At 59.6% G+C, this 13,918-nt stretch carries 6 protein-coding genes; 5 read left to right on the plus strand and 1 reads right to left on the minus strand.

All coding sequences use genetic code 11. The annotated features are described in order from the left end of the window. Positions 1-14 precede the first annotated feature (14 nt). A complete protein-coding gene (locus FN828_RS13280) occupies positions 15-2,792 on the plus strand; it encodes a calcium-binding protein (RefSeq protein WP_142493961.1) in 2,778 nt (925 codons plus the stop codon). A 26-nt stretch (positions 2,793-2,818) separates the two neighbouring features. Here FN828_RS13280 and epsE read toward each other — a convergent pair whose 3' ends face one another. Next, entirely contained in the window at positions 2,819-4,021 is a 1,203-nt protein-coding gene (gene epsE, locus FN828_RS13285; RefSeq protein ID WP_235891484.1) for an exopolysaccharide biosynthesis GT4 family glycosyltransferase EpsE, read from the minus strand. A 117-nt stretch (positions 4,022-4,138) separates the two neighbouring features. Here epsE and FN828_RS13290 point away from each other — a divergent pair, with 117 nt between their 5' ends. The 4 genes from FN828_RS13290 (at position 4,139) to FN828_RS13305 (ending at position 13,897) form a co-directional block, all read left to right on the plus strand. Beyond that, entirely contained in the window at positions 4,139-4,969 is an 831-nt protein-coding gene (locus FN828_RS13290) for a glycosyltransferase family 2 protein (RefSeq protein WP_235891485.1), read from the plus strand. A gap of 42 nt (positions 4,970-5,011) precedes the next feature. Continuing rightward, complete coding sequence (locus FN828_RS13295; RefSeq protein WP_142493963.1) at positions 5,012-6,373, plus strand: oligosaccharide flippase family protein; 1,362 nt, start codon at positions 5,012-5,014, stop codon at positions 6,371-6,373. 124 nt (positions 6,374-6,497) lie between these two features. Further along, positions 6,498-12,881: a type I polyketide synthase gene (locus FN828_RS13300; protein ID WP_142493964.1), complete on the plus strand. Its 6,384-nt coding sequence runs from the start codon at positions 6,498-6,500 to the stop codon at positions 12,879-12,881. After that, entirely contained in the window at positions 12,878-13,897 is a 1,020-nt protein-coding gene (locus FN828_RS13305) for a glycosyltransferase family 2 protein (RefSeq protein ID WP_142493965.1), read from the plus strand. The genes FN828_RS13300 and FN828_RS13305 overlap by 4 nt, the downstream gene beginning before the upstream one ends. Positions 13,898-13,918 lie beyond the last annotated feature (21 nt).

Below are 13,918 nucleotides of genomic sequence, written 5' to 3' on the forward strand. Positions count from 1 at the left end.
AGTGGAATTGACCTATGCGACAGGCCATGATCCGGCTGGCAATTTGCTTGATGTGTTTGGCGGCGCTACCGGCGCAGGCGGCAGAACGGGCGGGAATAAAGGCATATTTTTTTGGTAATTCACTGGTAGAGCATCCCAGCGAAACGCATGAAACCTCGACCGTGTATTGGCTGGGCTATATCGCCAAGGCCACCAGCAAGCAGTTTGCCGGGGATGGGATGTGGGGATTTCTGCGGGAATACGGAACAAAGCTGCCCGCGATTTCACAATGGTCAGTGCCGGGGGTACGAACGGCATGGCGCGGTGATTTGGGCTCGTCTGGCTATGATGCGATTGTCCTGACGCCGACGAATTTCATCCAGTATCAGGCGGCGGATAAACCCTATGAATGGGAAAATCCGCAAAATATCAGCCCGTTGCAGGCCAGCCGTCAGGTGTTTGATTACGTGATCGCCGAAGCCCCCAAGGCGCGGTTGTTCATCTATGAAGGCTGGGCCGATATGGCCGGGGTGGTCCGGGGCTTTCCGCCGTCACAACGGCAATTGGCGAAATATCATCGGTTTAACGGTGATGATTACCATGATTGGTATGTGGACTATGCAAAGGCGCTGGGGGCGGCTTATCCCGATAATCCGCCGAAGCTGATCCCGATTGCCAGCGTCCTGTCCGAGGTGTTCGCTGATCCCGCGCTCAAGGATCTGGAGGCGACGGATCTTTATAGCGACGATGCCCCGCATGGTACGCCCAGCATGTATTTTCTGGCGGCGCTGGTGACTTATGCGGTGCTGTATGATGTGGCCCCGCCTGCATCTTTGGTGTTGCCGTCGTCGATCCATCCGCTGATCCGGGCGAACTATGGGATGATTGCCACGAAAATCGCGGAAAAGACCGGCACGGAACGCGCGGCGCTGACGGGTGGCGGGGCGGTTTCGCCTGTGGCGCAGCCTGCGCTGGCGATGGGGTTGGACGGTATCCATGACTGGTCTACCCAATATCCGTTCATCAATGTGATGAAGACCGCCCGCCCGTGGTTGGGTCATATCAAGGGGCAGTGGGGTGGGTTCGATGCGGCGCGGCTGGAGGACGAAGGCTATCTGGATGAAAACGGCTGGCCGATGGAAATTCCCGAAGGTGTGGAAAAGCTGGAAAGCTATCTGCTGACCGACCTGCCGCAAGACGCGCAGTATTTCACCGGACGGTATCGTTTGACCTATGAAGGGCAGGGGAAATTGCGCGTTGGTGGCCGGGCGCGGAATGTCCGCTATGGTGAAGGCGAGATTACATTTGCCTTTGAACCCGGCGATGGCCCGGTGGTGATCGGCATCAGCAAGACCGATCCGGCGGACCATATCCGCAACATTGTCATCGTGCATCAGGATCACGCCGACCTGTACGATATGGGGGTGGTGTTTAATCCGGCCTGGGTGAACCTGATCCGCGATTTACGGGCGGTGCGGTTCATGGACTGGATGATCACGAACGGGTCTTTCGTGTCGGACTGGCAGGCCCGGCCCCGGCCAGCGGATTACACCTATGGTCGCCGTGGTGTCCCGGTCGAGGTGATGGTGCAACTGGCCAATCTGATCGCCGCGGACCCGTGGTTTACCATGCCGCATCATGCCGACGATGAGTATGTCGAGGCCTTCGCTACCTATGTGCGGGATCATCTGGATCACCGGCGGGTGGCCTATGTCGAATATTCAAACGAGATGTGGAATTTCCTGTTTGAGCAGGCCCGGTGGGCCGGGGAACAGGCTAAGGCGCGCTGGAACACTGATCAGGATGGCGCGTGGATGCAATGGACCGGGATGCGGGCGGCGCAGATGATGGGTATTTGGGCGCGGGTGTTCAACGATCCTGACCGGCTGGTGCGGGTGGTTTCGGTGCATACCGCGTGGCCGGGTTTGGAAGACGCGCTGTTGCAGGCGCCGTTATATGTGGCCGAACAGCCGGGCAATGAACCGCCGGTGCGCAGTTTCGATGCCTATGCCGTAACGGGCTATTTCGGGTTAGAGGCAGGGATGGAGGACATGCCGACCCGCATTTTACGCTGGGCGCGGCAAGGGGTGGCAACGGAAAAGCTGACCGCGTTTCTACGGGATGGGCCGCTGAAGGAACTGACCCAAAACTTGTTTCCCTATCACGCCAAGGTGGCGCGGGAAAACGGGCTGGACCTGATCATGTACGAAGGCGGCACCCATATCGTTGGGATCGGGGAATGGGTGGATAATGACGACCTGACCAAGCTGTTCAATGCCTATAACTATTCGTCTGAAATGGGCGAATTGTACCAGACGCTACTTCAAGGCTGGCAAGACGCGGGCGGCACTATGTTCAACGCTTTTGTTGATGTGGCCAAACCGATGAAATGGGGAAGCTGGGGTGCCCGGCGGCATCTGGCAGATCAAAACCCGCGCTGGGATGCGTTGATGGCCTATAACGCCAGCGCAGGCGGGGCCAAGGGGCGCGCCTCGGATGCGTTCGAGGACGGGGTTTTCCTGTCGGGGCGCGATGGTGGCGATGTGCTGGAAGGCACCCGTTGGGCGGATATTCTGATGGGACGGGGTGGCGATGACCGGCTGATTGCGGGCGGCGGCGGGGATTTCCTGCTGGGCGGCGATGGGCAGGACACAGCGGTTTTAGTCGGCTATGCCGCCGATTACGAATTGGCCCTGTGGGGGCAAACCCTGTTGGCGATTGGCCCAAACGGAGAGGTCGCCCTGCGCGGGATCGAGGCGCTGGAATTCACCGCGGAACCGGGCAAGGTGATGGCGCTGTCACTGCCGGAATAGAGCCTGATATGCGGCTCTGATACGGGTTAATCGGGCCAAATTTCCTGTACCAGCGTTTCCGCACCCACGCGGGAATCAAAGCGGTTTACAATCGTATCGCGCCCGGCGGCGCTAAGCTGTGTCAGTTTTGTGGGATCGGCGGCCAGTGCGGCGATGGCCTGTGCCATAGCTTCGGGATCTTGGGGGGGAACCAAAACGCCATCCACGCCGTTTTCGATCAGTTCGGGAACCCCGCCTGCATCGGTGCCGATGGTGGGCGTGGCGCAGCTCATCGCCTCCATATAGGCGACGCCCAGCGGTTCGGCCCAACTGGCCAGAATGAACAAATGCGCGTCACACAGGCGGCGTTTCACCTCGTCCGCGTCGATGGCACCCAGCAGGGTGACATGATCCCCAAGGTTCAGATCGTGGATTTTCTGTTCCAGCACAGCGCGGTAGCCGCTGCCGCCATCATCGTCTTCGCCCGCGATGTCCAGCCGCAGATCGTGACCACGATCCAGCAACAGGCGAACGGCATCCATCAAATCCTGATGACCTTTGACGAAATGCAGCCGGGCGCAGGTAAAAATGCGCAGCGGTTCGCCGGGGTGCGGCGGCTGATAAGGGGTGTCGCGGCGCAGTGTGTCGGCATCCACGCCCATTGGCTGAATACGGATACGGGCAGGCAGGTCCGTCCCCAGATCGTGCTGAACCTGTGCGTGGATTTTATGGGTGATGATCGTGGCAAACGTGGCTTTGCGCCATTTGAAATGCTGGGCGGGGCCATAATCCTGCATCGGGCCGTGCAGGGTGACGGAGTAGTTCAGCCCGCCCAGTCGATTGGCCAACGCCGCGATCATTGCGGCCCGTCCACAGGAATGGGCATGAACATGGGTGATCCCCCGCGCCTTGCATTCGGCCAGCAGACGCCGGGCCGCCGGGATGGACACCAGAATATCACGGGCGGCGGCGCTGCCGTCACGCATAATTTCCGCCCATAATTCGCGCAGCGGCAGGCGGGGCAGGGCGGTCAACACCTGCGCTACCGAACGGCTGGCCAAATAGGTGGTGCGGTTAATCGCCTGATCAGACCAACTGTGAGAAATCAACCCCGGCGGCGGGGGTAGGGTGGAAAACAGATGCACATCTATCCCCATCCGTTCCAGATGCTGAATTTCCCGCCAGAAAAAGATATGGGTTTGCCCCGGAAATTGAGGCACAAGATAAGCAAGTTTACGGGGCGCGGTCACGAAATTGTCCTGACTGTCAAGGTGTTTGCGATTGCAACATAAACCGTGAAGCGGCCCAATTAAAAACATAAACATTGACTAATTCCTATGCCGAACCGGGAATCCAAGGAGCGTTTCGTGATCAGCATCATCATCCCCGCCAATAACGAGGAGAGGATGATCCCGCAGTGTTTAACGGCGCTGCTGGCCTCGGACCCTATAGAGGAGGCGGTAGAGATTATCGTGGCCGCCAACGGTTGCACCGATGCGACCGCGCAGGTGGCGCAAGGCTGGCAGGATCAGGTAACGGCGAAGGGCTGGGCGCTGGTGGTGCTGGATATTAAACAGGGCGGCAAGATGAACGCGCTGAATCAGGCAGATGCCGCCGCGCAGGGCGATAAGCGGGTTTATCTGGACGCGGATGTGGTGGTTGATCCCGATTTGCTGGCCGATCTGGCGGCGGCGTTGTCTGCCGATGGCCCGGTCTATGCCAGCGGCGATGTGCGGATTGCCCCGGCGCACAGCTTTGCCAGCCGCGCCTATCGCCAGATTTACAAGCGTGTGCCGTTCTTTACGCAGGATGTGCCGGGTTGTGGGGTCTTTGCGGTGAACGCAGTGGCGCGCCAGCGGTGGGGAAAATTCCCAGACATCATTTCCGATGACACCTTTGTGCGGCTTAGCTTTGCGCCGCAGGAACGGGTGCGCACCCGCGCGGGCTATGACTGGCCCATCGTCGAAGGGTTTGGGAATTTGGTCAAGGTGCGGCGGCGGCAGAATATTGGCGTGGCCGAGGTGGCCCGATTGTACCCTGATCTATTGAAGAATGATCAAAAAACGCCGATGGGATTGTCGAACCTGCTGGAACTGGCCCTGCGTCATCCGGTAGGATTCTTTGTGTACGGTCTGGTGGCTGTTGTGGTGAAAGCCACTCAGGATCAGGCGGACACCTCTTGGAACCGTGGAAGATAGGGATATGGGCGCTGGGTGGCGGCACCCGGTCAAGGAGTGCGAATGATCGGCCGCGGGCTGGGACGTTTCATCAAAGGGAATTCGCTGGTCGAACGCGCGGTGCGCAGTTCGCTGCTGACGGTATTGGGGTTCGGCACCTATCAAGGGCTGCGCCTGCTGTCGAACCTGTTGCTGACGCGTATCCTGTTTCCCGAAGCTTTTGGGATGATGGCGCTGGTCACGGTGTTTCTGGTGGGTCTGTCGATGTTTTCCGACATGGGCGTTGCCCCGGCCATCATGCAAAGCAAACGCGGCGACGACCCTGATTTTCTGGATACGGCGTGGACGTTGCATATCATCCGGGGGGGCGTGCTGTGGGTGGCGGCCAGTGTTCTGGCCTATCCGCTGTCATTGATTTACGCAGAACCGGAATTGGCGTGGTATTTGCCGGTTTCGGCGCTGACATTGCTGATTACGGGGTTCAATCCGACAAAGTTTGAAACCGCAAACCGGCATTTGCGCACGGGTCGGGTGATCGTGGTGGAAATCGCCACGCAGGTGGTGGGGCTTATCGCGGCGATTACGCTGGCATGGCTCACACAGTCTGTCTGGGCCTTGGTGGTTTCCGGGATTGTCAGCGCACTGGCGCAATTGCTGTTCATGCACATTCTGATCCCCGGACGTGGCAACAGATGGCGGCTGGAAAAAGCCGCCGCGCACGAACTGATGCATTTCGGCAAATGGATTTTCCTGTCCACGCTATGCGGGTTCCTGATCCTTCAGGGGGACAAGGTGATCTTGGGCAAATACCTGTCTTTGGATCAGTTCGGGGTTTATAATATCGGGTATTTTCTGGCGTCTTTCCCGTTGCTTTTGGGAACGATGGTGATCCGTCGGGTGGTGATCCCAGTGCATCGCGAAGGCCCGCCGCGCGTGTCGCGGGAAAATTTCCTGCGCCTGCGCAAGATGCGGTTTATCGCGACGGCGGTTCTGATGGCGATGCTGCTTAGCGTGGCGGCATTGGGCATCTGGCTGGTGGATCTGATGTATGACGAACGGTATCTGATGGCCGGGGCTGTTGTGGTGGCGCTGGCCTGTATGCAGGTGCCGCAGATCATCGTTCTGACCTATGATCAGGCCGCGCTGGCCGAGGGGGACTCGCAGCGGTTTTTCGTGCTGTCAGCGGCGCGGGCGGCTGCGATGACGCTGGGCCTGTTGCTGGGGTTTGAACTGGCGGGGCTGTTCGGGGCATTGATCGCCCAAGGCGTTGCTATGATCGTGATTTACCCGGTGGTGATCTGGCTGGCGCGCAAACAAGGCGCGTGGGATCCGCTGCATGATATGGTATTCTTCGTGATAGGCGGTGGGCTTGCTGCGGCCATATTCTGGCTTCATTGGGACGATGTTTCCGTATTGATTCAGTAAGTTACGGAAAGCTGTAAACAATCGCGCAAAAATGCCAATATTGGCCGGAAATGCACGTTGCTGCCCCAAAAGTACCTTATTTTTCTGACACATCTAAACCTGATCTTATTTGTGAGTGGGTTTCATGACGGACGAACAGCAGCAAGAACCCGATTTCGGTGCCGATATTGCGATTGTCGGTATGGCGGCGCACCTTCCGGGGGCGCAAACCGTTGCGCAATATTGGGAAAATCTGCGGGATGGTGTGGAATCGATTCGTCCCCTGTCACGTCAGGACTTGCTGGATGCGGGCGAAGCCCCCCACCTGATCGACCGCCCGGATTACGTGCCTTCGGCCTCGGTGCTAGAGGGGTTCAAGGCGTTTGATGCCGATTTCTTTGGTCTGGGTCCGCAGGATGCCGCTATCATGGACCCGCAGCACCGCCAGTTTTTAGAAGTTGCGTGGGAAGCGTTGGAAAACGCCGGTCATCCGCCTGAAAAATTCGATGGTCCCATCGGGGTTTTCGCGGGCTGCGGGATGGGCAGCTATTTCTATTTCAACATCTGTTCCAATCCCGACATGGTGGAAAATGTCGGGATGTTCCTGTTGCGCCATACAGGCAATGATAAGGATTTCCTGTCTACCCGGCTGAGTCACATTCTGGACCTCAAGGGACCGTCTGTGAATGTGCAGACGGCCTGTTCCACGTCCTTGGTGGCCACGCATTACGCCTGTCAGTCCTTGTTGAATGGCGAATGCGACATGGCGCTGGCCGGGGGGGTGACGATCGAATTGCCGCACGCGCGCGGCTATCTGTACAAAGAGGGCGAAATCCTGTCGCCGGATGGCCATTGCCATGCCTTCGACCACCGGGCGCAGGGAACGGTTTTCGGATCGGGCGCCGGGGTTGTGGTGCTGCGCCGCCTGTCGGATGCGGTGCGGGATGGCGATCATGTTTGGGCGGTGATCAAGGGATCGGCGGTCAACAACGATGGCGCGGACAAGGCCGGGTATCTGGCCCCCAGCGTCGAAGGGCAGGCGGCGGCGATTGCTGATGCTCATGCGCTGGCAAATATTCCCGCCGACACGATTGATTATATCGAATGCCACGGCACCGGCACCTATCTGGGCGACCCGATCGAGGTGGCGGCCCTGACCAGCGCGTTCCGCGAAACCACGGACGAGGCGGGATTTTGCCGGATTGGGTCGGTCAAAACCAATATCGGCCATCTGGATACGGCGGCGGGTGTGGCCAGTCTGATCAAGGCTAGCCTTGCATTGACGAACCGGCAGATGCCGCCCTCGTTAGGGTATGAAAAACCGAACCCGGCGATTGATTTTGATGGCTCGCCGTTTCTGGTGAACGATCGACTGACGGATTGGGTATCCCACAAGGGGCCACGCCGCGCCGGGGTGAATTCGCTGGGCGTGGGCGGCACCAATGCCCATATCGTGCTGGAAGAAGCCCCCGAGCGGGCGGAATCGGATCAGGCGGATTTTCCGTTCCAATTGCTGACGCTTTCGGCAAGGTCGAAAAAGGCGCTGGATGGCAACGCCGCCAATCTGGCCGACCATCTGGAGGCGCATTCCGATCAGCCCTTGGCCGATGTCGCGTGGACACTGAAAGAAGGCCGCCGCGCCTTTGATCGCCGCCGCGTGGTGGTGGCCGAAACCCATGCCGAGGCTGCTGCGTTGCTGCGCGAAAACGATCCCCGCCGGGTGTTCACGCATCAGGTGGTGGGCGATGCCCCCGATGTGGTGTTCATGTTCCCCGGCGGTGGGGCGCAATATGCAGGCATGGCGCGGGATCTGTACGAAACCGAACCAGTCTTTGCCGATTGGATGGATCGCGGGCTAGAGGTTTTGCAGGCCAAGATCGACTATGACATTCGCGCCCTGTGGTTGCCCGAAGACGGCGCAGAAGATGCCGCGAATACGGCGCTGAAACGCCCCTCGGTCCAGTTGCCGCTGATCATGATCACGGAATACGCGCTGGCACAGTTGTGGATGTCCTGGGGCGTGAAGCCCGCTGCCTTGGTGGGGCATTCGATGGGGGAAAATACCGCCGCTTGTCTGGCGGGGGTGATTGGTTTCGAGGATTGTATCGGGCTGGTGCATCTGCGTGGATCGCTGTTCGATACGGTCCCCGCCGGTGGAATGCTGAGCGTGCCAATGGATGCCGAAGAACTGAAACCCCTGTTGGGGGATCGTCTGGATTTGGCGGCTGTTAATGCGCCGGGGCTAAGCGTGGCCAGCGGTCCACAGGATGCACTGGACGATTTGGAGCGGGTGTTGGCCGGAATGGACATTCAGGCGCAACGTATTCCCATCGACATTGCCGCGCATTCCGCAATGCTGGACCCGATTTTGGGCCGGTTCGGGGATTATCTGCGGTCAATCAAGCTGAACGCCCCCGCCATTCCGTTCGTGTCCAACCGGACGGGCAATTACATCACCGATGCGCAGGCCACCGACCCGGAATACTGGGTGCAACATCTGCGCGGCACGGTGCATTTCGCCGATTGCATCACAACGCTTAGCGATGTGGCTGACCGTGTATATATCGAGGTGGGACCGGGCAAGGCGCTGGCGTCGTTGACGGGGCAGCATCCGAATGTGCAGGCCAATCAGGTGATTGGCACGCTGCGCCATGCTGACGACGCGATTTTCGACGATAAGTATTTCATGGCGATGTTGGGTCGGGTCTGGGCCGTGGGCGTCGATTTCGATTGGGCGCAAATCTGGGGGGATGCGCGGCGCAACCGGGTGCCGCTGCCAAGCTATGCGTTCCAGCGGACCGAGTATTTCATCGAACCGGGCAGCAAACAGGCGGCTCCGGCGCAGGATTTCCTGATGCGGTCCGACAACCCGGAAAGCTGGGGCTACAAACCATTCTGGAAGCCGCGCTTTGCCGATGTCGATCTGGATGTAACGCAGGAATTGGGCGCGCCGCTGAATTGGCTGGTGTTCGCGGATGATACCGGGCTGGCGGATCAGGCGGTGGCGGGGCTGCGCGATGGCGGGCATCGGGTGATGACGGTCCGCCCCGGCGATGGCTTCGGCAAAATCGGCACGGATGCTTATGTATTGTCCCCTGAACAGGGGCGCGAAGGGTATGACCATCTGATTCAGGCCTTGGCCGTGGATGGCACCCTGCCGGATCGGATTGCGCATTTCTGGTTGGTGACGGATCGTGAAACGTTCCGCCCCGGCAGCAGCTTTTTCCATCGCAATGTGGAACAGGGCTTCTATTCCCTGACGTTTCTGGCCCAAGCGCTGAACGATGAAGGATTGGAACAGGGGCATCTGAGCATCTTTACGTCCGGCGCGGCGCAGGTGCGGGACGAGGCGCTGCCCTATCCCGAAAAATCCACCGTCATGGGACCGGCCCGCGTGATCCCGCGTGAATTTCCGGGGCTGACCTGTGCTGTGCTGGATGTGACCGTAGATACCAAACGCAAGCGTATGGATATTCTGCCGGTGCTAGAGGAATTGCTGGCCAACCCCGCGAACACCGTGGCGGCGCTGCGGGGCGAAAAGCGGTTTGAGCAAGTGTATAAACAGGTTCCGCTGTCTGACGATGCGGTGCCGATGGCGCAGGGCGGTACGGTGATGATCACCGGGGGCTTTGGCGGCATTGGCCTGACTATCGCGGGGGAACTGATCCGGCGGCATGGCGCGAATATCGTGCTTCTGTCGCGCAGCGGGCTGCCGCCGCGGTTGGAATGGGATGACGTGATCGCAAAAACCGCCCCCAACGCGCCGGTGGTGCGTCGTATTCAGGCGGTGCAAGATCTGGAGGCACAAGGCGGCAAGGTTCTGGTGCTGGCGGCGGATGTGTCCAATGTCGAAGACATGGGGCAGGCCAAGGCCCGTGCCGAACAGGAATTGGGGCCGATCACCGGCGTCATCCATGCGGCGGGTGTGATCAGTGACGCACCGATTTTGGGCAAATCCCTGTCCGAGATCGAGGATGTGTTTACCCCGAAAATCCACGGCACGCAGGTGTTGGATGGATTGTTCCCTGACGGCACGCTGGGCTGGATGGTGTTGTTTTCATCGTCCTCGACCGCGACGGCCCCGGCGGGGCAGGTCGATTATGTGGCCGCCAACGAATATCTGAATGCGTTTGCAAAGGCGCGATCGGGTGGTAAAACCCGCGTGTTGGCACTGGATTGGGGAATTTGGGCGCAGGTTGGCATGGCCGCCGAAGCAATGGCCGCCCGAACCGGCGCACATGATCCCGCGCCCGAGGTGGCGATTGAAGCGACCTTGCTGGACTGGTCCAGTTTCGATGCGCAGGGGAACCGGGTGTTTGGTGCGGATTATACGGTGGCGGATCGCTGGGTGTTGCACGACCACCGGACCCGCGCGGGCGATGCGCTATTGCCCGGCACTGGCTATCTGGAACTGGCATACGAGGCATTGCAGGCCCAAGGCGAAACTGGCGCGTTCGAGATTCAGAACCTGACGTTCTTGCAGCCGCTACAAGTGGGTAAGGCGGGAAAACAGGTCAAAGTGACCCTGCCGCGCAGCGATCTGGGCTATGATTTCCGGGTGGAAAGCGCCGAGGCGGGGGCAGGGTTTGACCTGAACGCGCAGGCAGAGCTGTCGCTGCTGCCGCTGGCCCGCCCCGCGCCGCTGGATTTGGCCGGGATCGAAGCGCGCTGCCCGCGTAAGCAAGTGGCGGACGCCGGGCATATCCGCGCCCCGCAAGAGGCGCATCTAAATTTCGGCCCGCGCTGGCATGTGCTGCGTCAGACGGCCTTGGGTCAGGGCGAAGGCGTGGCGCATTTGCGGCTGGCCGATACCTATGCCGCGGATCGGACCGGGTTGCATCCGGGGCTGATGGATTTGGCGACCGGCTGGGCGATGGACCTGATCGAAGGGTATCAACCTACCCATCTGTGGGTGCCGATGTCCTATGGCCGGGTGCGGGTTTATGAATCTGTCGGGGCGCAAGCGGTCAGCCATGTGCGCAATGCGGGGGCGAACCGTGCCGATGCAATGACCGCCAGTTTCGATGTGACGATCTGCAAACCAGACGGAACCGTATGTGTTCAGATCGAAGGCTTCACTATTCGGCGTCTGGAACGTGGCGCAGAATTTGCCCGCGATGCGGCGGCCCCCAAAGCTGCCGCGCCGCAGGTGCGCCCGCTGTCCCCGGCGGAACTGCGGTTGCAGCATAACCTGACCCAAGGCATCCGCCCGGACGAAGGGGCTACAGCGTTTTTCCGCGCTTTGGCAAGCGGGCTGCCGCAGGTTGTGGTGTCCTCGATGGATCTGAACGCGTTGATCACGCAAACCGCCGTGACAGAAACACCGGAAACGTCGGAACAAAAATTCCAGCGCCCGGAACTGGACAGCGAATATATCGCGCCCGAAGGTGAACTGGAAACCAAGCTGGCCCAAATCTGGCAGGAATTGCTGGGCGTGGATCAGATCGGGGCCGAGGATAGCTTCTTTGACCTTGGCGGGCATTCGCTGGTGGCGGTGCGGCTGTTTGCGAAGGTGAAGAAAGCCTTTGGCGTGGATTTCCCGATTTCGGTTCTGTTTGAAGCGCCGACAATCCGCAAATGCGCGGCATTGATTGCCGAAGCGGGTGGCGTTGCCGAAAGCAACAGTACCGAAGGGGCGCCAAAACCCGCCAAACCTGCGCGGCGCTTTACCCATATCGTGCCGATGCACAGCGGCGAAGGTGGCCTGAAAACGCCATTTTTCCTGGTCGCCGGGATGTTTGGCAACGTGCTGAACCTACGCCATCTGGCGCATCTGTTGGGGCATGATCGCCCGTTCTATGGGCTTCAGGCGCGGGGGCTTTATGGGCAGGACAAACCGCATGATGATCTGGTGCAGGCGGCCAGCGACTATATCGCTGAAATGCGACAGGTGCAGCCGCATGGCCCGTATATGATTGGTGGATTTTCCGGGGGCGGCATCACCGCCTATGAAATTGCGCGTCAGTTGAAATTGGCGGGCGAGGATATTTCGGTTCTGGTGATGCTGGACACGCCGCTGCCTGTGCGTCGTCCGCTTTCCAGACGTGACCGTATGGTGATCCAGTGGCAAGAGCTGAAATCTGGCGGTCCGTCCTATATTGTCCGTTGGGCGATGAACCGGATCAAATGGGAAATCGCAAAGCGCAAAGGCGGGGAAGCAGAACAGCCGCAGGCGGGTCATGTCTTCCATAACGAAAAGATCGAAGCGGCGTTTTTGGAAAGCGTTGCCAAGTATCAGGTGCATGGTTGGGATGGTCCGCTTGCGCTGTTCCGGCCGCCGCTTGTGGGCAAATGGCAGGTCGGGCCGGATCGTTGGGTGAACAGTGAACGGGCCTATGTGCTGGACGATAACGATTGGACGCAACACGCCCCGCAGGTGCGGGTGGTCGAGGTGCCGGGGGATCACGATTCAATGGTTCTGGAACCCAATGTGCGGGTGCTGGCAGCCCGGATGCGTGACTGTATCCAGACGGCAGAGGCAGCATACCCTACCCCGGAAAGCCCCGATTTTCAGGAGGCGGCGGAATGACTACCCCCACCGTTTTGACGGTTATCCTGAACTATAAAACCCCGGACATGACATTACGGTCAGTCGATCATGCCTTGCGCGCGATGGACGGGATTGCCGGGGAAATCATCGTGGTGGACAACGAGTCAGCCGATGGATCGTTCCAGAAAATGCTAAACCATGCGCAAGCGTATGGATGGGCGCAGGATAACCGCGTGCGGGTGGTCGAAAGCGGCCATAATGGCGGGTTCGGGGCTGGGAATAACTTTGGTATCCGGGCGGGGCTAAGCAACGGGACGCAACCGGATTACGTTTATATCCTGAATTCCGATGCGTTCCCGGCCCCGGATGCGATCCGCCTGTTGTTGGCTGCCTTGGAGCGGGATCAAACACTGTGGTGTGCGGGCAGCTATATTCACGGGCAGGATGATGCCCCGCACCAAACCCTGTTCCGGTTCCCGTCTATTGCTTCGGAATTTGAAGGGGCCATTCGCTTTGGTCCGGTGTCAAAACTGCTGCGCGGTAAACAAGTGCCGCTGCCGGTGCCGGATACGGATACCCATGCCGATTGGATGGCCGGGGCCAGCGTTTTGATGCGCCGCGATGTGCTGGATCGGATCGGGGCGTTTGACGAAACCTTTTTCCTGTATTTTGAAGAAACCGATCTGTTTTTGCGGGCGGCCCGTGCCGGGTATCGGTCTGTCTATGTGCGTGACAGCCATGTGATGCACATCGGTTCAGTTTCTACGGGGATGAAGGAATGGTCCCGCGTGCCGGGCTACTGGTTCGATTCCCGTCTGCATTATTTCACGAAAAATCACGGCGCAGCTTATGCCGCTGCCGCAACCATTGCGCATCTGCTGGGGGGCGGTTTGTATTGGCTGCGCCGCCAGATTGACCGCAAACCGCAGAACCAGCCGCCGCATTTCCTGCGGACGATGCTGTTTCACGATCTGACATTTGCCATACGCGCCCTGGGTGGGGCGCGGAAATCCAGCCCAAACAGCGCGGTTCCGGCTGACCGCACCAACAGCTAAAGGGCCTATTCGGAGTATTCG

Origin of the sequence: Thalassovita litoralis (assembly GCF_900182725.1) — a bacterium.
GTDB lineage: Bacteria > Pseudomonadota > Alphaproteobacteria > Rhodobacterales > Rhodobacteraceae > Thalassobius > Thalassobius litoralis.

What these genes read in the sequence shown, in the direction of transcription:
- FN828_RS13300 (WP_142493964.1), top strand. Translation starts at nt 6,498, where the DNA reads ATGACGGACGAACAGCAGCAAGAACCCGATTTCGGTGCCGATATTGCG.
- FN828_RS13280 (WP_142493961.1), top strand. Translation starts at nt 15, where the DNA reads ATGCGACAGGCCATGATCCGGCTGGCAATTTGCTTGATGTGTTTGGCG.
- FN828_RS13295 (WP_142493963.1), top strand. Translation starts at nt 5,012, where the DNA reads ATGATCGGCCGCGGGCTGGGACGTTTCATCAAAGGGAATTCGCTGGTC.
- FN828_RS13305 (WP_142493965.1), top strand. Translation starts at nt 12,878, where the DNA reads ATGACTACCCCCACCGTTTTGACGGTTATCCTGAACTATAAAACCCCG.